This is a genomic window from Pseudomonas sp. 18058, from assembly GCF_902706155.1.
In the GTDB taxonomy this organism is placed as follows: domain Bacteria; phylum Pseudomonadota; class Gammaproteobacteria; order Pseudomonadales; family Pseudomonadaceae; genus Aquipseudomonas; species Aquipseudomonas rustica.
The window spans coordinates 68362-87857 of the sequence record NZ_CACSJY010000025.1; the positions used below are offsets into that span (position 1 = coordinate 68362).

Here is a 19496-nt window from a genome sequence, read left to right on the forward strand (position 1 = left end):
CAAATCCTCACAGGGAGTTAACGAATTCGTGATAACTCGCCACCGGAAAAACCCGCACAATGCGTCAATCGCGCTGAAGGATTGAGCTTCATGGAACAGACCAAACGCGTTCTCGTGGTCGAGGACGACCAGCACATTGCCGACCTGATTTGCCTGCATTTGCGGGATGAACAATTCGAGGTGACGCACAGCGCCGACGGCGACGAAGGCATGCGCTTGCTGCAGCAAGGCCACTGGGATGCGCTGATCCTCGATCTGATGTTGCCGGGGGTCGACGGTCTGGAAATCTGCCGCCGCGCCCGGGCCATGGCGCGCTACACACCGATCATCATCACCAGCGCCCGCTCCAGTGAACTTCACCGGATTCTGGGTCTGGAGTTGGGAGCCGATGACTATCTGGCCAAACCGTTTTCGATGCTGGAACTGGTGGCGCGGGTCAAAGCGCTGTTGCGCCGGGTCGACGCGATGGCGCGCAACCTGAAGATGGATGCCGGCAGCCTCATTCTCGATGGGCTGAGCATCGACCCGATCACCCGCGACGTCAGCCTCGACGGTCAGCGCCTGGATCTCACGCCACGGGAGTTTGATCTGCTGTACTTCTTCGCCCGGCAACCGGGCAAAGTCTTCTCGCGCATGGATCTGCTTAACGCCGTTTGGGGCTACAGCCACGAGGGTTACGAACACACGGTCAATACCCATATCAATCGCCTGCGGGCAAAGATCGAAAAAGACCCGGCACAGCCGACGCGCATCCTCACCGTGTGGGGCCGTGGTTATAAATTCGGTACCGAGCAGCCATGAAACTGACCCTGACGCAGCGCCTGTCCATCGTTTTCGCCGTGTTGCTGCTGGTGTGCTGCGGCACATCGGCGTGGCTGCAGGTGCGCTCCAGCAAGATGCATGAACTGGAAGTGGTGCAAGGGTTGTCGAGGGATTTGGCGCAACACATCGCCCACGACACCGTGCTGATGGACAGCAACGGCTTGATGCCCGGTGCCGTGCGCCAACTGTTCAGCCAGTTGATGCTGGTTAATCCGAGTGTCGAGGTGTATTTGCTCGATGGCGAAGGGAAGGTTGTCGGCAGCGCCGCGCCTGAAGGCCGGATACTTCGGCAGCAGGTCGATCTAGCGCCGATCCGCCAGTTGCTCAACGACCAGCCCTTGCCGATCCTCGGCGACGATCCGCGCAGCGTGGACGGACGCAAAGTCTTCAGCGCCGCACCGCTGAAGGTCAATGGCAAACCCGCCGGTTATCTGTACGTGGTGTTGCTTAGCGAAGAACACGACCGTTTTGCCGAACGCGGGGCGACCAGCGCCGCGCTCAACACTGCTCTGCTGTCGATCGGACTGGTCGCGCTGCTGTGTTTGATCGCCGGCCTCACCGCATTCAATCTGATTACCCGACCGTTGCGGCGACTCACCGATACCGTCAGCCGTTTTGATATCGATGGCGCACCGCAACCGGTCACAGCGCCTGTGGATAAATCCGCCGACCCGGATGAAATTGCCGTTCTCGACGCAGCTTTCCGACAGATGCAAAACCGTCTCGGCGAACAGTGGCGCTCATTGACCCGTCAAGATCAGGAACGCCGCGAACTGGTGGCGAATATTTCCCACGACCTGCGCACGCCACTGGCCTCGCTGCACGGATATCTGGAAACCCTGTCGCTGAAGGACGCCACGCTGTCCCCGGAAGAACGTCGGCGTTATCTGGGCATCGCGCTGGATCAGAGCCGCAAGGTCGGCGGGCTGGCGCAATCGCTGCTGGAACTGGTGCGGCTGGAACACGGGTTTGTGCAGCCGGTGCTTGAGCGTTTCTCCCTGACCGATCTGGTGCAAGATATCTTTCAGAAATTCGAACTGACCGCTGAGGCACGACAGGTCGAACTCAAGGCGCAGTTTGTGCCAAACCTGCCAACGGTCTGCGCCGACCTTGGGCTGATCGAACGGGTGCTGACCAATCTGGTGGATAACGCGTTGCGGCACACGCCACAGGGCGGCGAAATTGAACTTGATCTGAAACCCCATGGCGCTTTGGTCGATGTTACGGTCAGCGACACCGGCCCAGGCATTGCGCCTCAATTGCGCGAAGGGCTGTTCCTGCGCCCGTTCAATATCGGTGGCGCGCGACGGGATGGCGGCTTGGGTCTGCGCATCGTGCACCGCATCTTGCAATTGCATGGACGCGACATTCAGTTGCTGGACGTTAATGGGCGCGGCGCGACGTTTCGCTTTTCGCTGCCAACGGATCAGCAAACTGCCGAGCAATGGTTGGTACGCTCAATGAATCTGCACACCCCGGCCAAATAGTTGAGACCGCCGGCCCGTTGCTCCGTGACAACGCCGCCCCGCTCCCCTAAATTAGTCGACCTGAAAAAGCCCTCGGGCTTGCTCATCTCCACTCAAGTTAAAAAGTAGTGAAATTTCAATGTCCGATTTCAACACCGCTGAATCCGTAGTCACCGAATCGTCCAAAGCGGAATACGAAAACTCCATCAATCTTTCACAACACCTGCCACAAGCCAAAATCATCAGCGAGATGGTGCTGGACGCGTTCCAGTCGAGCCGCGAAAGCGACCAGATCCGCGAATTGCGCGCCGCGATCCGTCACGCTCACGACAGCTTCGATGACGACAAGGCTTACGAGCTGATGGGCGAACTCAAGGCACTGAAAGACGCCGAAGCCGCCGACCTCGCCGCCCTTGAAGACCTGAGCAGCAAGTTTTCGATTGGCCGCATCCTGTCCAGCTTCAAGGACGATCCGGCGTTCCAGGAAATCGTTTACGGCCTGGCCCTCAAAGTGCTGAATCAGACCCATCAGGCGATCAGCAACCCGAGTGGCGGCAAGAGCAAAGCCGCGAAGAAGAAAGAAGTCGAAATCTTCACCATCAGCAAAGACGGCATCAGCGTGACCCTGCCACTGCGCACACCGCGTTCGCGTCTGAATGTTGATCGTGAAGCGCTGGAGTTCCTCGGTTTCACCTTCGTCGGTGAAGGCGAAGAGGCGGAACTGGAAAGCGAAGTCTTCGTTGATAACGACGGCGCCGAGCAGACCGTGAACCGCAAGAACATCATCACTGCACTGCAGAAGCAGACAGCGTTTGATGGGTACAGCATCGCTGCGCAGTAATTTTCAGCGCTGACGAAAAAGCCCCGCACTGGGATTCAGTGCGGGGCTTTTTGGTTTTCGGCTTGGGTTTAGTGGGATGGCCTACACCGAGGCCCCTCACCCCAGCCCTCTCCCGAGGGAGAGGGGGCCGATTGGGGGATATTGTAGAAGTACGCCGAAATGAACGTGCTGTGCCGAATCCACAATCGCCACGGTCTGTCAGGTCGATGAATAGCTCAAGACACCTCGGTCAGTCCCCTCTCCCTACGGGCGGTCCGACGTTTCGGGAGGGTTAGGGTGAGGGCAATTCGCGAGATCAGACTCAAGCCGCAGGATGCAACGCCACAATCATGTCCACTTCAATCGCCGCATTCTTCGGCAACTGATACACCCCCACCGTCGTCCGCGTATGCCGCCCGGCATCACCCAGTACATGGCTGAACACATCCGAAGCACCATTGGCCACTTCACTCAAATCGACGAAATCCGGCGTCGACTTCACATACACCGTGACCCGCAACAACGCCTTGATCTTGTCCAGCGATCCCACCGCATCAACAATCAGCGCCAGACAGCGCATCGCACTGATGCTCGCCGCCGCCTGCGCATCCTTGAGCGTCAACTCCAGCCCGACGCGACCGGGATACTGAATCTTGCCGTGAGTGCGCGGCACCATCCCGCTGATGTACAACTCATCATGATGACGAATCAGCGGCGCGTAATTACCGCCAGCCGTGTTCTCGCCATAGATGTCGTAATTCAGCTCTTGTGCCAGGGCAATAAAGCGTTCGTCGCAGGTCATCCTCTCAGTCATGTCGCCCAGCCTTTTTATGATTTAACCACGAGTTACGACAGATGAACGCCGTACTGAAAACACCGACAAACCCATCGAAATATTTGGATCCAAATCTAGAGATTTCGGGATCACTGCGCAACCGCCTCTCCAGTGACTGATTTTAAAGGCTTTGTCAGTTCGAACCTGCGCGATCAACTCTCGGCCAGCACATCGCTACGATTGCCTCTCTCGGCGACCCCGGTCAAGGTCGTTACTAACATCAAAATTTGCTCCCGGCATCGCCTGGGGAGCAACCATCTAGCAACTTATTTATAGTTATAGCCATATCTCACTATAACTATCTATAAGTTCGTATGAGATTACGCCGTGGACAAGAATACAAATCCCTTCAATCCCGGAGCCGGCGTTTCACCCCCAGAGCTCGCGGGGCGATCCGAGGTACTGGAAACGGCTGACACCGCACTCGCACGAATCAAACGCGGCAAGCATGCTAAGTCTCTAATGGTATTGGGACTGCGTGGCGTCGGGAAAACAGTGCTTCTGAATCAAATTAAAGACAGAGCAGTGTCTCAAGGCTATCTCGCCGAGATGCAGGAAGCCCACGATGGTGCAGAGCTAAAACAACTGCTGATTCCAGTTTTACGCCGATTGCTGTTACGTCTTGATCGCGTACAAAACACGGTTGAGACCGTAAAGAGAGGAATTCGGATCCTCCGCAGCTTCATTGGCAACATCACCATTGCAGCCGGAGGAGCGGAGGTTACGCTGGGTGGCGACTCTGAAGCGGGTTATGCCGATAGCGGAAATCTTGAAGATGATTTGCGAGATATCCTGATAGCCACTGCAGAAGCAGCCCGCGATGCAGGTCAACCGATCGTCATATTGATCGACGAATTGCAGTATCTCTCCAAAGATGAACTCGGCGCTTTGATCCGCGGAATACACGCAATCAACCAGGCCGCGTTACCTTTAATCTTGTTTGGTGCGGGGCTGCCGCAGCTCGCCGGGCAGGCAGGTGACGCCAAAAGCTATGCCGAGAGACTTTTCGAGTTCCCCCGATTGGGGGCGCTATTGGAAGTGGACGCCTGGAAAGCTTTACGTGATCCCGTTGAAGATGAAGGCGCCAGAATATCTGACGGCGCATTACGCGAGATTTTTCAGAAAACCCATGGCTATCCCTACTTTCTTCAGGAATGGGGTTATACCGCTTGGAACATTGCAAAAGATCAGATCATTACTGAAGAGGATGCACAGGCAGCCACAGAGGAAAGCATTCGCAAGCTCGACGAGTCATTCTTCAGGGTGCGTTTTGATCGCACGACGCCTGCCGAAAGGGATTACATGCGTTGTTTGGCTGAGCTGGGAGAGGGGCCGCAACGCTCTGCCGACGTCGCCAAGAAGCTGGGGAGAAACGCTACAAGTCTAGGGCCAGTACGCGACAGCCTGATCAAAAAAGGCATGATCTACAGCCCTGAATACGCACTCATCGCGTTTACTGTTCCACTGTTTGATGAGTTCATGAGGCGAGTCCCTTAACTCACCCAATAAAAAACCCCGCACATCTCTCAACGTGCGGGGTTTTTCATACAGCCTTTAAACCTTACGGCGCATACGTCAGCAGCAGCTCTGCAGGCACCTTGAAGTCCAGGGACATCATGACGCTCAACGCGGTGATGGTGAAGATCGAGAACACGAACAGCTTGCGTGCCCAGACCGTGTCATCCACCGCTTTGTAGCCAGTCCAGGCCATGTACAACCAGTACATGCCCATGGCTGCGGCGACAGCGAGGTAGCTCATGCCGGCGTAGCCGCTGAAGGTCAGCATCAAGGTCGCTACGAGGAACGCCAGGATGTAGAGCAGGATGTGCTTCTTGGCCACTTGAATGCCGCGCTTCACTGGCAGCACCGGAATCGATGCGGCCAGGTAATCGTTGAAGCGGAAGATCGCGATGGCGTAGGAATGCGGCATCTGCCACAGGCTGAACATCACCAGCAGCGTCAGCGCGGCCATGTCGAAGCTGTTGGTTACGGCAACGTAACCGATCACTGGCGGCATGGCGCCCGACAGACTGCCCACCAGCGTGCCGTGAACCGACTTGCGCTTGAGGTACAGGCTGTAGAAGCCGACGTAGATAACAAAGCCGATTACGGCGAACAGGGCAGCCAACGGGTTGGCCACCTTGTACAACAAGGCAACGCCGAGAACACCAAGGATGGTCGCGTAAACCAGTGCCAGTTTCAGGGAGATCAAGCCCTGCACCAGCACGCGGTTTTTGGTGCGTTCCATCTTCAGGTCGATGTCGCGGTCGATGCAATTGTTGAACACGCAACCGGAGGCGACGACCAGGGACGTGCCGATCATGGCTGCCAGAAACACCGCCAGATCGACATGCCCTTTCGAGGCCAGGAAGAACCCGCCTGCCACAGAAAGCACGTTACCGAAAATGATCCCCGGTTTGGTGATTTGGATAAAGTGCTTAAGCGACATCGGGTTTACCTCACTTCGCCATCATGTACGTGTGGATGCTGAACATGATCCACAACGACAGACCAACCAGCAGCACGATCACAATCGCGGCGAACACGAAGGCGATCACATTGTTGCGTTGCGCAGCCGAGCGATCCAGGTGCAGGAAGTACACCAGGTGGACAACCACCTGGATCACGGCGAAGGCCAGAACGATCATCAGCGTGATCGACTTCGGCAACGACGGGTACATCACCAGAGCAAACGGGATCGCAGTCAGGATCACCGACAGGATGAAGCCGATCGCGTAGGACTTGACGCTGCCGTGGCCGGCGTCGTCGTGGCTGTCATGGGAGTGTGCGTTAGCCATTACAGGGTCCCCATCAGGTAAACAACGGTGAATACGCAGATCCACACCACGTCCAGGAAGTGCCAGAACAGGCTCAGGCAGCTCAGACGGGTCTTGTTGGTCGCCGTCAGGCCGTGCTTGTTGACCTGGTACATCATGATGCCCATCCAGATCAGACCCGCGGATACGTGCAGACCGTGGGTACCGACCAGGGTGAAGAACGCGGACAGGAAGCCCGAACGGCTAGGGCCGAAGCCCTCGGAGATCAGCAGGTGGAACTCGTTGATCTCCATGGCGATGAAGCCTGCGCCCAGCAGGAAGGTCATGAACAACCAACCCAGAACCTGCTGCTTCTTACCTTTGTACAACGCCAGCATGGCGAAGCCGTAGGTGATCGAACTGAACAACAGCAGAGCGGTTTCGCCCAGCACGTATGGCAGTTCAAAGATGTCGTGGCCCGACGGGCCACCGGCGACGTTGTTTACCAGTACCGCGTATACCGCGAAGATCGACGCAAACAAAATGCAGTCGGTCATCAGGTAGAGCCAGAAACCGTATACGGTCATCTCGCCCGAATCGTGGTGATGGTCATCGTGCCCATGTTCACCATGGGCGTGTCCAGCATTGGTCACTAAATTCGACATGGTTTAAGCCTGTTCCAACGAGGTTTCAACACGGGTGGCATTGGCCGGGATTTTCCCTGCCGCGACCAGACGCTTGTGCTGCTCGGCTTCGATACGTTCGATCGTTTCAACCGGAACCATATAGCCCTGGTCGTCACGTGCAGCGTGGATCACGAAGTAGACAACAGTGCCTACCAGGCTCGCGATGGCCAGCCACCAGATGTGCCAGATCATGGCAAAACCGAAGACGGTCAACAGTGCGCCCATCACCACGCCAGTGGCGGTGTTGTTCGGCATGTGAATCGGCTCGTACTTGGCCGGACGCTGGTACGCAGTACCGTCTTCCTTGGCTTCGGTGAACGGGTCGATGCAGTCAGCTTTTGGCAGCACAGCGAAGTTGTAGAACGGCGGAGGCGACGAGGTCGACCATTCCAGAGTGTGTGCATTCCACGGGTCACCGTGATCGCAAATGTTCTCTGGCTTGTTGCGGTCACGCACACTGACGTACAGCTGAATCAGTTGGCAGGCGATACCGACAGCGATCATCACCGCACCGAACATGGCAACGTACAGGTACGGTACCCACTCAGGGTTGGTGGTGGCGTTCAGACGACGGGTCATGCCCATGAAGCCCAGTGCATAGAGCGGCATGAACGCGACGAAGAAGCCGGAGATCCAGAACCAGAACGCTGCTTTACCCCAGCCTTCGTGCAGCTTGAAGCCGAACGCTTTCGGGAAGTAGAACGCGAAACCTGCGATGTAACCGAATACCGCACCGCCGATGATCACGTTATGGAAGTGCGCGATCACGAACAGGCTGTTGTGCAGAACGAAGTCAGCACCCGGGATGGCCAGCAGTACGCCGGTCATGCCGCCGATGGCGAAGGTCACCATGAAGCCCAGGGTCCACAGCACCTGGCTGGTGAAACGCAGACGGCCCTGGTAGATGGTGAACAGCCAGTTAAATAGCTTCACACCCGTCGGGATGGAAATCAGCATCGTCGCCAGACCGAAGAAGGCGTTGACGCTGGCACCCGAACCCATGGTGAAGAAGTGGTGCAGCCAAACCATGAAGCCCAGTACCGAGATCGCGCCCGAGGCGTAGATCATCGAGTGGTGGCCGAACAGTTTCTTGCCGGTGAAGGCCGAGATCACTTCCGAGAAAATGCCGAATGCCGGCAGGATCAGGATGTAAACCTCAGGGTGGCCCCACGCCCAGAACAGGTTGACGTACATCATTGGATTGCCACCAAGTTCATTGGTGAAAATGTGGAAATCCATGTAACGGTCAAGGGTCAGCAGTGCCAGGGTAGCGGTCAGGATCGGGAACGAAGCCACGATCAGAACGTTTGCCCAGGTGCAGGTCCAGGTGAAGATCGGCATGTCCATCAGTTTCATGCCAGGGGTACGCATTTTCAGTACGGTCGCGAGGAAGTTAACCCCGGTTAACGTCGTACCTAACCCGGATAACTGTAGCGCCCAGATGTAGTAGTCCATGCCCACGCCAGGGCTGTACTGCAGACCCGACAGCGGTGGATAAGCAACCCAACCGGTCTTGGCGAATTCGCCAACGCCCAGCGACAGGTTGATCAGCACAACGCCGGACACCAACAGCCAGAAGCTCAGGGAGTTCAGGAACGGGAACGCAACGTCACGCGCGCCGATCTGCAGCGGCACTGCAAGGTTCATCAGGCCGGTGAAGAATGGCATCGCCATGAAGATGATCATGATCACACCGTGAGCGGTGAAGATCTGGTCATAGTGTTCAGGTGGCAGGTAGCCAGGCGAACCCTCGGTGGCCATGGCCAACTGGGTACGCATCATGATGGCGTCGGCAAAACCGCGCAGCAGCATGACCATGGCGACGATGATGTACATCACGCCGATTTTCTTGTGGTCAACCGAAGTCAGCCACTCGGTCCACAAGTACGTCCACTTCTTGAAGTAGGTGATTGCAGCGAACAGCGCCAGACCACCGAGGGCGATCATGGCGATGGTCACCATCACGATCGGCTCGTGGAATGGGACTGCTTCCCAACTTAATTTACCAAACATCGTTTACTCCTCTGCCCCGGCAGCTGAATGCGAACTCGAGTCAATTTCCGTGGCCGCCACTTCTTTCTCTTTCTTCTCGTGCTTCAGCGGCTTGCCCGGCTTCATACCTTCGTACTTGTCGACGATGATCTGGAACTGGTTCGGCGTGACCGAGGAGTAGAGCTCGACTGGGTTGTTCTGGCTTGGCTTGGCAAGGGCTGCGTATTCAGCTTGATCAAGCTGTTTAGGTGACTTCTTGACTTCACTTACCCAGGCGTCGAAATCTTCCTGAGTGGTGGAAATAGCTTTGAACTTCATGCCGGTGAAACCCGCGCCGCTGTAGTTGGCGGAGATACCGTCCATTTCAGCGTTACGGTCCGCGATCAGGTGCAGCTTGGTCTGCATGCCCGCCATCGCGTAGATCTGGCCGCCCAGACCCGGGATGAAGAACGAGTTCATCACAGCGTCAGAGGTGATCTTGAAGTTGATTGGCGTGTGCGCCGGGAACACGATCTTGTTGACCGTGGCGATGCCTTGTTCCGGGTAGATGAACAGCCACTTCCAGTCCAGCGCGACCACTTCGATGGTCACAGGCTTGACGTCGGATTCGATCGGACGATACGGATCCAGCTCGTGAGTCGAGATGTAAGTGATGTAACCCAGGGCAATGATGATCAGAACCGGGATGGTCCACACCGCCACTTCGATTTTGGTCGAGTGCGACCATTTCGGGGTGTAGACGGCATTCTTGTTCGACGCGCGGTATTTCCAGGCGAACAGGAAGGTCATGACGATAACCGGCACAACGACCAACAGCATTAGCAGGGTCGCGGTGATGATCAGGTTGCGCTGTTCCAGGCCGACCTGGCCCGTTGGATTGAGCAAGGTCATGTTGCAGCCTCCCAGCAACAACGTGCCGAGCAGCGGCACTAGGCCTAGTAATCTGGGGTACCTGTTTTTACTCATCTCACGACCTCTAAAGCAGCTTGCGCAATGCAGTTGGGTTTTGATCGCCAACACTTCACCCTGCCAAGGGTTGGCATTTTCTTTGGATTGAATAAGGGCCGCCCGTCTCGCGTCAGACGCTCGACAAATCCTGGGACAGCGGTGAGTTCTTATTCGAATTCGTGGTCAAAGGCCTAGTTACAGACCAATTCCATTTGGTGCGGAAAGTTGGAAGGCACCGACACCTGGGTGTCTTGGAAGCCTAACGACTCACTCGACACCCGACTTCCTGCTCGCCTCCTTAATAAAGGCTGAACAGTGCCGGGAATTCAGTGCGGGCGATTGTAGATAGGTAGCGCCCTATACACCATGTCTTATCCCGAAATAATTTTTATCCGTTCGAGCAACAATCCATCGCCATTTTTGCAAAAGTTCCACATGTTATCGAAATCGATTCTCAACAAAAACACCAAAAATTGTAGGTCTACCCGCCTCAGTTCAGACAGCTCTGATGGCTTTTTCCCACGTCGATATCAGCGTAAAGCCCGATAACACAAGGGCTCTGGCCATTTGCCAGAGCGTGTTAAAACTGCCTGTTCGAGCGTTTGTGCTTAAAAGCAGAAAATTGCCGAAACAGACCAATGTTTTTGTGTAACAGGAGGCCAATCCGGCCCCTCGCGAAGCCCTGCGACACACCGCGTGTGACAACATGTCGCACACCTGTCGCACCCTCCGTTGCCGTTCGTCACGGTGTTTTCACAAAGTCTCTGAAATGCAAAACGCCCCGATTTACTGATCCGCAAATCGAGGCGTTTTCTGTATCGGCTTGCTTGCCGAATAGTTGACTCAGCGCAGTGCCTTGCGGTTACGCGAGGTCAGCAGCGGCACCAGAATCACCACCAGCACGAACGCCACCAGCGCCCATTGCGCCAGCGACAGGCCGAGGATCGGCGGGTACGGCGTCGAGCAGAAACCGTCGACCTGAAAGCCCAGCGGGAAGATCTTCGCCAGCGGCAGATCATCGACAATCGGCTGCAGCACATCGATGCCACAGCTCACTGCCGGATAGAACTGCGTGTACACGTGGTGCCCGGCGACAGCCGCGCCAGCCAGTGCGCAAATCACCACCAGCACTTCGAACACGGTGATGCTGCGACGCGTGCGCATGGCCGCCCCGATGAACGCGAAGATCGCAATCAGCAGCAACGCATAACGCTGCAAGATGCACAGCGGGCATGGCGCTTCACCGAGCACGATCTGCATGTACAACGCCCCACCGATCAGCGCCAGGCAGATGATGCCCAACAGCACCAGAAAGCGCCGCTCACGTCCCAACCGCATTGTTTCCTCGCTCATCGCGTTTCCCTTGTATGTCCATGGTTCAGCCGGCGTGCGGCTGAAAGTTGTCGCAAGTCTACACCGGGGGAATAAACGATAAAGCGGTTAAGGATTCATTAACCTTGGATCATGTTTCACAAATACAGTCCGCATAACGGCCTTCGCGAGCAAGCCCGCTCCCACAGTTTGAAATGCATTCCAAGTGTGGGAGCGGGCTTGCTCGCGAAGGGGGCAACTCGGTCTCAGATCATTCCAGAGCCGAAGCCGGCCCGAAGAACTCGTAACGGCTCTGGTTCTCCGGCACACCCAGCGCTTTCAGGTGACGTTTGATCGCCCCCATGAAGCCTTTCGGCCCCAGGAAGTAAGCGTCGACATCGCGCTGCTCCGGTAGCCATTCGCCGAGCAATTCTTGGTTCAGCATTCCGACCTTGTCCGCCGCCGGGCTCACGCCATCGTCTTCGGCGTAGCAGTAGAAACGCTTGAGCTGCGGATGACGCGCCGCCAAGCCATCGACCCAATCGCGGAACGCATGCACGCCGCCATTGCGCGCGCAGTGGATAAAGTGCACCGGACGCTCGGTTTCCAGCGCCGCTTCGAGCATCGCCAATGTTGGCGTAATACCCACACCGCCACTGATCAGCACCAGCGGTTTATCGCTGGCCGTCAGGGTGAACTCGCCCGATGGCGGGAACAGCTGAATGCTCGCGCCGACGTGCAGTTGATCGTGCAAGTGATTCGACGCACGACCACCCGGTTCGCGTTTGACGCTGATGCGGTACTGACCTTTGTTCGCCAACGCCGACAGCGAATAGTTGCGGCGGATTTCTTCGCCATCGAGGATCAACTTCATGCCGATGTACTGACCCGGCTCGGCCGCCAGAATCGCGCCTTTGTCGGCAGGTTCGAAGTAGAACGAGATGATTTCCGCGCTCTCTTCAACTTTGGCCGCGACGATAAAGTCGCGCGCCCCACGCCAGCCGCCGACCGCGTGTTCTTTCTCGTCGTAGATGGCTGTTTCTGCACCGATCAAAATGTCGGCCAGTTGACCGTACGCCGCGCCCCACGCGCTCATCACTTCCGGGGTGGCGATTTCGTCACCGAGCACTTCAGAGATCGCCCGCAACAGGCAGGTACCGACAATCGGGTAGTGCTCCGGCAGAATCTGCAGGGCCACGTGCTTGTTGATGATTTTCGCCACCAGATCGCCCAACTGATCGAGTTGATCAATGTGGCGGGCGTACATCAAGACCCCGTTGGCCAGAGCACGCGGTTGATCGCCGCTGGCCTGGTGCGCCTGATTAAACAGAGGGCGTACTTCCGGGTATTCAGAGAGCATCATGCGATAGAAGTGCGTAATCAGCGCTTCCCCGCCGCTTTCCAGCAGAGGCACGGTGGATTTGACGATGGCACGATCCTGGACGCTAAGCATAAGAGTGACTCCTGAGCTTCTTGAAAAAGTTATCTGAGTCATATCAGTTTCCGTGCCAACTTTTTAATGCCTATAAATCAATGGCTTGATAAATACGTAGTCATAACGACTCAAACGGTTTTATAGTCATCGCGACTACATCTTGTCTCTTTGACTACACGACCATGACCGCCAAATCCCTGCTCACCGCTCTACTGCCATTAGTCTCCGACCTGTCTCGCGAACTGCCCGAGGGCGAGCGTTATCGACGCTTGCTCGAAGCCATGCGCGCCCTGCTGCCGTGCGATGCCGCCGCGTTGTTGCGCCTCGACGGTGAATCGCTGGTGCCGCTGGCAGTCGATGGTTTGAGTACCGACACCCTTGGCCGCCGTTTTAAGGTCAGCGAGCATCCGCGCTTCGAAATTTTACTGGCCGGTGCCGGGCCAACGCGTTTCGCCGCCGACAGCGACTTGCCCGATCCTTATGACGGTTTGGTCGATGGGCTCGACGAACATCTGGAAGTCCACGACTGCCTCGGCTGCCCGCTGTTTGTCGATGAAAAACTCTGGGGACTGATCACCCTCGACGCGCTCGATCCGGAACGTTTCGAGCCGATCGAACTGGATGCTCTGCAAGCGTTTGCCAGTCTGGCCTCGGCCACGGTCAACGCGGCCGAGCGCATCGAGCGCCTGGCAATTCGCGCGGAAGATGAGCATCAGCGCGCCGAGGTGTACCGTCAGGCCAGCGGTCAGCAAAACCGCGAAATGATCGGCCAGAGCAAAGCGCTCAAACGCTTAGTCGAAGAGATCAACCTGGTCGGCGGCAGCGATCTGACTGTATTGATCACTGGCGAAACCGGAGTCGGCAAAGAGTTGGTGGCGCAAGCGATCCACGCCGCCTCCCCGCGCGCCGACAAACCGATCATCAGCCTCAACTGCGCCGCGCTGCCAGACACCTTGGTGGAGAGCGAACTGTTCGGCCACGTGCGCGGCGCGTTCACCGGCGCCACCAGCGACCGTCGTGGCAAGTTTGAACTGGCCAATGGCGGCACGCTGTTTCTCGATGAAGTGGGTGAACTGTCGCTGACGGTGCAGGCCAAGTTGTTGCGGGTGTTGCAGAGCGGGCAGTTGCAGCGTTTGGGCTCGGATAAAGAGCATCAAGTTGATGTGCGTTTGATCGCCGCGACCAACCGCGATCTGGCCGAAGAAGTGCGCAGCGGTCGCTATCGTGCCGACTTCTATCACCGTATGAGTGTGTACCCGCTGCGTGTGCCGGCGCTGCGTGATCGTGGGCGTGATGTGTTGTTGCTCAGCGGTTTCTTTCTGGAGCAGAACCGTTCGCGCATGGGCCTTAATAGCCTGCGTCTGAACAGCGATGCGCAGGAAGCGCTGCTCGCTTATACCTGGCCCGGCAACGTGCGCGAGCTGGAGCATTTGATTGGGCGCAGTGCGTTGAAGGCGTTGGGTAACTGCAAGGTGCGACCGAAGATTTTGAGTTTGAGTGCAGCGGATCTGGATTTGCCGCGTGAGGTTGTGGATAACTCTGCCGGCGCGGCTGCCGATGTTGTTGCGACGGCGCCGTTGATTAACGGTGATTTGCGCAGTGCGACTGAGGAGTATCAGCGGCGGTTGATCAGTGCGGCGCTGGAGCGGAATCAGGATAACTGGGCGAGTGCGGCGCGGGAATTGGGGCTGGATCGGGCGAATCTTGGGCGGATGGCTAAGCGGTTGGGTATGAAGAGCTAAAGGCAGACCCTCACCCCAGCCCTCTCCCGGAGGGAGAGGGAGCCGACCGAGGTGTCTTGCATCATCCATCGACCTGAAACATTGAGTCGATTATGGATTCAGCAGAGCACGTTCAGGTCGGCGGAATTCTACAATATCCCCCAATCGGCCCCCTCTCCCTCTGGGAGAGGGCTGGGGTGAGGGGCTCTGATCTGACCGCAGACTCTGAATCCAACCCCAACCCGACAACTGACCTAAAGCCCCACCCCTTAACGCCGATAACCCGGCATCAATAGTTCTTGGCGATCCACCCTCGCCCACCACCTTTTTCCACAGAAGGTTTATATGTCTTCCACCAAAGCCCGCGCAGATTCACTTTCGCTTCTGCTGTTTACCTTGCGCAGCGGCAAGCTGATGGCGATCAACCTGCTGAAAGTCAGTGAAATCATTCCCTGCCCACCGCTGACCAAACTCCCGGAATCACATCCGCACGTCAAAGGCATCGCCACCCTGCGCGGTAATTCGCTGTCGGTGATCGACCTCAGCCGCGCGATCGGCGAACGACCACTCGAAGACCCGGACGGCGGCTGCCTGATTGTCACCGACGTCAGCCGTTCCAAGCAGGGCCTGCACGTACAGGCCGTGAGCAAAATCGTCCACTGCCTGACCACCGACATCAAACCCCCACCGTTCGGCTCCGGCGGCCCGCGCGCTTACATCACCGGCGTGACCTCGGTGGACGGCACGCTGGTGCAAGTGCTCGACATCGAAAAAGTCATCCACAGCATCGCCCCGGCGCAGATCGAAATGGCGCCGACCGACCTGACCATGGAAGACGCCGAAGTCCTCGGCAACGCACGGATTCTGGTGGTCGACGACAGCCAGGTCGCGCTGCAACAATCGGTGCACACCCTGCGTAACCTCGGCCTGCAATGCCACACCGCGCGCAGCGCCAAGGAAGCCATCGACTGCCTGCTCGACCTGCAAGGCACGGCGCAGCAGATCAACCTGATCGTCTCCGACATCGAAATGTCCGAAATGGACGGCTACGCCTTCACCCGCACCCTGCGCGAGACCCCGGACTTCGCCCACCTCTACGTGCTGCTGCACACCTCGCTCGACAGCGCGATGAACAGCGAAAAAGCGCGGCTGGCCGGAGCGAATGCGGTGTTGACCAAATTCTCCTCGCCGGAACTGACCCAGCGTTTGATCGAAGCGGCCAAGCACGTCGCTGCGCACGGGCATTGAGTGTTGAGCGAGACGTATTGTTTTCTGATGCGGCGCGACTTGGCTGAAGTCGTGCCGGATGTGCAATGGCCCTCAGGCATCGACATTTCCGTTTACCGCGCAGAACTGGCGCCAGCGGTGCATCACCTGATGCAACTCGGTTACCGCGAGGGCGGCGGCCGGGTGCCGATGCTCGATGAATGGCAGCAACGCTTTGAGCGCGATCCGGAATACGACCCGACCTTGTGCTTTATTGCCTGCGATGGCGAAGGGGTTGTCGGTGTGGCGCAGTGCTGGACGAGTGCCTACATCAAAAATCTGGTGGTGCATCCTCGGGCGCAGGGTCGAGGATTGGGCCGGGCGTTGCTGCTGAATGCGTTCAAGGTGTTTCAGCAACGGCGTGAAGGGTTTGTTGATTTGAAGGTGCTGGAAGACAACCTGCGGGCGCAGCGCTTGTATGAAAGTGCCGGGATGTATGTAGTCCGCCGGGAGATTGTGCCGGACTGAATTACCGCTTTCGCGAGCAAGCCCGCTCCCACATTTGGAATGCATTTCAAATTGTGGGAGCGGGCTTGCTCGCGAAGAGGCCGGCACCGGCAACTTCCCTCTCTGGGCAGACTCCAACCTTGGCCACCCACACCAAGGACGCCCAATCATGAAAGCCCTCACCCTCAGCCTCCTCTGCCTCACCGCCCTAGCCTCCCAGGCCCAAGCCTCAAGCCCCGACGCCTGGGCCGCCTACGATAAAACCGTCCTCGCCAGCTGCACCAAAGCCAGCGGCCTCAAAACCCCAAAACCCGTCGGCAGCCCCGCGCAATTCGATGACCGCGTCGGCTACACCGCCGTGCTGCTGCAAGGCACCTACCCGCAAAAACACATGAAAGGCCAGCAAGGCACCGAGCTGTGCCTCTACAACAAACAGTCGAAAACCGCGTTCGTCACCGAGTGGGACTCGATCCGCCCGACCGCCAAAACCCAGTGAGTGGCGCACAACTTGCTTCGATTCAGGTCAGCGCGGTGGTTTTCCGTCACCGTTTAATGCCCTGAATCGCGACTGGCCGTTCAATGAAATCAACGTTTTCCTGCGTAGGCTGCGGCAAATGCTGCACCGACCATCATGTGCCCCTGACCCTGGCCGAAGCCCGCATGTGGGCGGAGGACGGTGGTCAAGTGATCGTGTTGGTCGAGGCCTTTCTCGGCAACGGACTCGGCTTGCCAGCACAGCAACGCGAGCACGCCGAACGTCGTTCAGCGGTGGTACGCAGCGGCGCGACCGCTGCGCACGTGGCAATCACCTTCGCCGCGTACAACGTCGGGCCTTGCCGGAATCTTGACGAAGACAAGCTCTGCCGCATCTACGAACGCCGACCGTTGGTGTGCCGCATTTATCCCGCGGAAATCAACCCGCATATCCCGCTCAATCCCGCCGCCAAAGATTGCCCGCCAGAGTCCTGGGAACAAGGGCCGGCGTTGATTGTGGGCGGTGAGTTGGTGGATCAGGAACTGGTCGAATTGATTCAGCGCTCACGCCAGGCGGATCGTGATGAAATTCGGCTCAAGGATGCCATTTGCGCGACGTTGGGGATTCGTACCACGGCGTTGAAGGGCGACGGCTTTACCGCGTATCTGCCGAACATGAGCGCGTTCGCGTCGGTGATTGATCAAGTGATCGAGCAACCGCTGAACACAGCGCAGAGTGAATGGCTGTTTCATGTGTCCGGGGAGGACATTGCCGGGCAAGTGCTGGCGGCCGGGGCTCAAGTGGTGACGGAGCCGGCGCAGACGTATGCGTTTATTTCGTTGCGGGCGGCTTGATTCGAGAGTTGTGCTGAGGCTAATGGCCTCTTCGCGGGCAAGCCTTGCTCCTACGGGGTTGTAGGGTGTTCATACAATTTGTGTACGACACAAAACCTGTAGGAGCCGAGCTTGCTCGCGAAGAGGCCCGCCCGATCAAGCAAATCTGACTCAGCGCTTACCCATCGACCGACGCGTACCCGGCGGGGCCATGCCCGGGGTTTTGGTGTGGCCGTTCTTGGCGCCGTTCTTGTACCACGGCTGATTCGAGTCCTTGCCAGCCGCCAATTCGCCGGGCTTGAACGGGAACTTGAACGCCGGGATCGCAGGCTTGGTTTCGCTGACGTCAGTCAGATCGGCCGGGACATCGCTGATAGCGTCGTCAACCGGCGGTTGGGTCGGGGAAGTCATGAAAGCTCCGGAAAGCAAAAAGTCGGGCCCGAACAGTGAGCCGCGAAGGCGCGCAGTATACCTGTGCGCCATGGCTCGGCACCTGAAGATTTGCAGTGCGCGCCGAACGGCTTGCAGAGCAGTCAGTCCCTTTTTGGGACTGATCGATCGCTTTTTGGGACTGCTTAACAACGCTGACCGGTAGAGATGTGTTGCCCGATCCGACGTCTTCGCGAGCAGGCTCGCTCCCACAGGTCGGACGCCTTTCAAGGTGGGAGCGAGCTTGCTCGCGAAGAACGATGACGCGGTATCAGGACGAGTTACATTTGCGGATCAACCCGATCCAGTGCCCGGTTTACCGCCAATTCGGCAAGCATGACGATCTGCTGGATAGCCAACGCCGTGCTGCGTTGCGGACGGCTGAGCTGATCGGCGAAATCGCCGGCCATCACGTTGGCCGATGCCAGGGATTCGCAGGCGTGGGCGAGCAGGCTTTCAGTGTCGATGTTAGGGTGGACGAGGAACATCGTGCTCGGCAGGCGCGGTTTTATCGGGTCGGGGCTGAGGTAAAAATCGAGGGCGCGTTTGATGGCTTCGCGGTTTTTGATCTGGTCGTCGGCGCGGATGGCGTCTTCGAGGGGGGTTGTTGTTTCGAGCGGGGGATCGGGTACGGGCTTAGTCATGGAATCGGTTCTCACTGATCGGAGCCAACCAATTGCCGTTTCTCACGCGACGTATTGGGTGGCAGCTATGTGCAGGGTGAGAAACCGGGTAAGAACCACCACTTCCGGCCGAACCGAAGTTCGCCCGCACACAGCCGCCATAGAAATGCAGGCAGCAATGAACTGGCGGCAATTATGACGATACTGCAGGTGGAATAATACTTAGCCCGGGTTCTCACACCCGATCGCCGAGTTTTCGGCGACAAGCCAAGACTAGAGAGCGCGCGTCCGACGGACAACCTGAAAACCTTGTGGGAAGGTTCACCCATTTCGAAACGCTTTTAAACACCCACTGCCGATGTAGGAGCTGCCGCAGGCTGCGATCTTTTGATGTTCGACGTCAGAGGCAAGATCAAAAGATCGCAGCCTGCGGCAGCTCCTACATGAGATTGCCGCCAACTGAAGAAAATGGTCGGCTGGCGGGCCGCCATCGCTGGCAAGCCAGCTTGTATGGTAGGACTCGAAGGGGTGGGTGGGACCAAAAGCCAGCTTCTGACTGTTAGCCCAGTACAGACTGTGGGAGACATCGGCCCCACCCCTTCCACCAAAGCGCCGATAAAGAATGCTTCGT

General features: G+C 57.6%; 19 protein-coding genes and 1 pseudogene. 9 read left to right on the forward strand and 11 right to left on the reverse strand.

What is annotated here, in order from left to right; all coding sequences use genetic code 11:
- The first annotated feature begins 90 nt into the window (after positions 1–90).
- The 3 genes from GVL50_RS15425 (at position 91) to GVL50_RS15435 (ending at position 3129) form a co-directional block, all read left to right on the forward strand.
- Positions 91–801 carry a response regulator transcription factor gene (locus GVL50_RS15425; protein ID WP_159814006.1) on the forward strand — a complete coding sequence of 237 codons (711 nt, stop codon included), beginning with the start codon at positions 91–93 and terminating at the stop codon, positions 799–801.
- Positions 798–2309, forward strand: a complete 1512-nt coding sequence (locus GVL50_RS15430; RefSeq protein ID WP_159814008.1) for a HAMP domain-containing sensor histidine kinase — start codon at positions 798–800, stop codon at positions 2307–2309. Before GVL50_RS15425 ends, GVL50_RS15430 begins: the two co-directional genes overlap by 4 nt.
- Before the next feature lie 118 nt (positions 2310–2427).
- Complete coding sequence (locus GVL50_RS15435; RefSeq protein WP_159814010.1) at positions 2428–3129, forward strand: hypothetical protein; 702 nt, start codon at positions 2428–2430, stop codon at positions 3127–3129.
- A 301-nt stretch (positions 3130–3430) separates the two neighbouring features.
- Here the strand turns inward: GVL50_RS15435 and GVL50_RS15440 are convergent, their stop codons facing one another.
- A complete protein-coding gene (locus GVL50_RS15440) occupies positions 3431–3922 on the reverse strand; it encodes a RidA family protein (protein WP_159814012.1) in 492 nt (163 codons plus the stop codon).
- A 348-nt stretch (positions 3923–4270) separates the two neighbouring features.
- Between GVL50_RS15440 and GVL50_RS15445 the strand changes: the two genes are divergently transcribed.
- A complete protein-coding gene (locus GVL50_RS15445) occupies positions 4271–5440 on the forward strand; it encodes an AAA family ATPase (RefSeq protein ID WP_159814014.1) in 1170 nt (389 codons plus the stop codon).
- A 64-nt stretch (positions 5441–5504) separates the two neighbouring features.
- On the opposite strand, the gene cyoE is transcribed toward GVL50_RS15445, so the two are convergent.
- From cyoE to hmpA, 7 genes are all read right to left on the reverse strand, one after another.
- On the reverse strand, positions 5505–6392 hold the full coding sequence (gene cyoE, locus GVL50_RS15450) for a heme o synthase (protein ID WP_053123579.1): 888 nt from the start codon (positions 6390–6392) through the stop codon (positions 5505–5507).
- A gap of 10 nt (positions 6393–6402) precedes the next feature.
- A complete protein-coding gene (cyoD, locus tag GVL50_RS15455; protein WP_053123586.1) occupies positions 6403–6741 on the reverse strand; it encodes a cytochrome o ubiquinol oxidase subunit IV in 339 nt (112 codons plus the stop codon).
- Positions 6741–7364 (reverse strand): cytochrome o ubiquinol oxidase subunit III, encoded by a 624-nt coding sequence (gene cyoC / locus GVL50_RS15460; protein ID WP_042560958.1) that lies wholly within the window; start codon positions 7362–7364, stop codon positions 6741–6743. Before cyoC ends, cyoD begins: the two co-directional genes overlap by 1 nt.
- Positions 7365–7367: 3 nt before the next feature.
- On the reverse strand, positions 7368–9398 hold the full coding sequence (gene cyoB / locus GVL50_RS15465) for a cytochrome o ubiquinol oxidase subunit I (RefSeq protein ID WP_053123588.1): 2031 nt from the start codon (positions 9396–9398) through the stop codon (positions 7368–7370).
- A gap of 3 nt (positions 9399–9401) precedes the next feature.
- A complete protein-coding gene (gene cyoA / locus GVL50_RS15470; RefSeq protein WP_008084799.1) occupies positions 9402–10343 on the reverse strand; it encodes a ubiquinol oxidase subunit II in 942 nt (313 codons plus the stop codon).
- An 825-nt stretch (positions 10344–11168) separates the two neighbouring features.
- Entirely contained in the window at positions 11169–11678 is a 510-nt protein-coding gene (locus tag GVL50_RS15475) for a disulfide bond formation protein B (protein ID WP_053123590.1), read from the reverse strand.
- 229 nt (positions 11679–11907) lie between these two features.
- Positions 11908–13089: an NO-inducible flavohemoprotein gene (gene hmpA, locus GVL50_RS15480; RefSeq protein WP_159814016.1), complete on the reverse strand. Its 1182-nt coding sequence runs from the start codon at positions 13087–13089 to the stop codon at positions 11908–11910.
- Positions 13090–13253: 164 nt separating this feature from the next.
- Here hmpA and norR point away from each other — a divergent pair, with 164 nt between their 5' ends.
- The 5 genes from norR to GVL50_RS15505 all read left to right on the forward strand — a co-directional run bounded on the left by norR (position 13254) and on the right by GVL50_RS15505 (position 17834).
- A complete protein-coding gene (gene norR, locus GVL50_RS15485) occupies positions 13254–14813 on the forward strand; it encodes a nitric oxide reductase transcriptional regulator NorR (RefSeq protein WP_159814018.1) in 1560 nt (519 codons plus the stop codon).
- 324 nt (positions 14814–15137) lie between these two features.
- Positions 15138–16040 carry a chemotaxis protein CheV gene (locus GVL50_RS15490; protein WP_053123596.1) on the forward strand — a complete coding sequence of 301 codons (903 nt, stop codon included), beginning with the start codon at positions 15138–15140 and terminating at the stop codon, positions 16038–16040.
- A 27-nt stretch (positions 16041–16067) separates the two neighbouring features.
- Positions 16068–16526 (forward strand): GNAT family N-acetyltransferase, encoded by a 459-nt coding sequence (locus GVL50_RS15495; protein ID WP_159814020.1) that lies wholly within the window; start codon positions 16068–16070, stop codon positions 16524–16526.
- A gap of 148 nt (positions 16527–16674) precedes the next feature.
- Positions 16675–17001: a hypothetical protein gene (locus GVL50_RS15500; protein ID WP_053123600.1), complete on the forward strand. Its 327-nt coding sequence runs from the start codon at positions 16675–16677 to the stop codon at positions 16999–17001.
- An 83-nt stretch (positions 17002–17084) separates the two neighbouring features.
- The gene (locus GVL50_RS15505) at positions 17085–17834 is read left to right on the forward strand and encodes a YkgJ family cysteine cluster protein (RefSeq protein WP_159814022.1); all 750 of its coding nucleotides are present in this window, start codon (positions 17085–17087) and stop codon (positions 17832–17834) included.
- Between the two features lie 150 nt (positions 17835–17984).
- Here GVL50_RS15505 and GVL50_RS15510 read toward each other — a convergent pair whose 3' ends face one another.
- The 3 genes and pseudogenes from GVL50_RS15510 to GVL50_RS28820 form a co-directional block, all read right to left on the reverse strand.
- The gene (locus tag GVL50_RS15510) at positions 17985–18224 is read right to left on the reverse strand and encodes a hypothetical protein (RefSeq protein WP_053123604.1); all 240 of its coding nucleotides are present in this window, start codon (positions 18222–18224) and stop codon (positions 17985–17987) included.
- 299 nt (positions 18225–18523) lie between these two features.
- Positions 18524–18886, reverse strand: a complete 363-nt coding sequence (locus GVL50_RS15515; RefSeq protein ID WP_159814024.1) for a DUF6124 family protein — start codon at positions 18884–18886, stop codon at positions 18524–18526.
- A gap of 300 nt (positions 18887–19186) precedes the next feature.
- Positions 19187–19496 (reverse strand): annotated as a pseudogene (locus tag GVL50_RS28820) (hypothetical protein); the annotation flags it as partial.

Excerpts from the sequence above, each read along its gene's own strand:
- GVL50_RS15495 (WP_159814020.1), top strand. The coding sequence starts at position 16,068 with ATGCGGCGCGACTTGGCTGAAGTCGTGCCGGATGTGCAATGGCCCTCA.
- GVL50_RS15425 (WP_159814006.1), top strand. The coding sequence starts at position 91 with ATGGAACAGACCAAACGCGTTCTCGTGGTCGAGGACGACCAGCACATT.
- GVL50_RS15510 (WP_053123604.1), bottom strand. The coding sequence starts at position 18,224 with ATGACTTCCCCGACCCAACCGCCGGTTGACGACGCTATCAGCGATGTC.
- cyoC (WP_042560958.1), bottom strand. The coding sequence starts at position 7,364 with ATGTCGAATTTAGTGACCAATGCTGGACACGCCCATGGTGAACATGGG.
- GVL50_RS15490 (WP_053123596.1), top strand. The coding sequence starts at position 15,138 with ATGTCTTCCACCAAAGCCCGCGCAGATTCACTTTCGCTTCTGCTGTTT.
- GVL50_RS15435 (WP_159814010.1), top strand. The coding sequence starts at position 2,428 with ATGTCCGATTTCAACACCGCTGAATCCGTAGTCACCGAATCGTCCAAA.
- GVL50_RS15440 (WP_159814012.1), bottom strand. The coding sequence starts at position 3,922 with ATGACTGAGAGGATGACCTGCGACGAACGCTTTATTGCCCTGGCACAA.
- cyoD (WP_053123586.1), bottom strand. The coding sequence starts at position 6,741 with ATGGCTAACGCACACTCCCATGACAGCCACGACGACGCCGGCCACGGC.
- norR (WP_159814018.1), top strand. The coding sequence starts at position 13,254 with ATGACCGCCAAATCCCTGCTCACCGCTCTACTGCCATTAGTCTCCGAC.
- GVL50_RS15505 (WP_159814022.1), top strand. The coding sequence starts at position 17,085 with ATGAAATCAACGTTTTCCTGCGTAGGCTGCGGCAAATGCTGCACCGAC.
- cyoE (WP_053123579.1), bottom strand. The coding sequence starts at position 6,392 with ATGTCGCTTAAGCACTTTATCCAAATCACCAAACCGGGGATCATTTTC.
- cyoA (WP_008084799.1), bottom strand. The coding sequence starts at position 10,343 with ATGAGTAAAAACAGGTACCCCAGATTACTAGGCCTAGTGCCGCTGCTC.
- hmpA (WP_159814016.1), bottom strand. The coding sequence starts at position 13,089 with ATGCTTAGCGTCCAGGATCGTGCCATCGTCAAATCCACCGTGCCTCTG.
- GVL50_RS15500 (WP_053123600.1), top strand. The coding sequence starts at position 16,675 with ATGAAAGCCCTCACCCTCAGCCTCCTCTGCCTCACCGCCCTAGCCTCC.
- GVL50_RS15430 (WP_159814008.1), top strand. The coding sequence starts at position 798 with ATGAAACTGACCCTGACGCAGCGCCTGTCCATCGTTTTCGCCGTGTTG.
- GVL50_RS15515 (WP_159814024.1), bottom strand. The coding sequence starts at position 18,886 with ATGACTAAGCCCGTACCCGATCCCCCGCTCGAAACAACAACCCCCCTC.
- cyoB (WP_053123588.1), bottom strand. The coding sequence starts at position 9,398 with ATGTTTGGTAAATTAAGTTGGGAAGCAGTCCCATTCCACGAGCCGATC.
- GVL50_RS15475 (WP_053123590.1), bottom strand. The coding sequence starts at position 11,678 with ATGAGCGAGGAAACAATGCGGTTGGGACGTGAGCGGCGCTTTCTGGTG.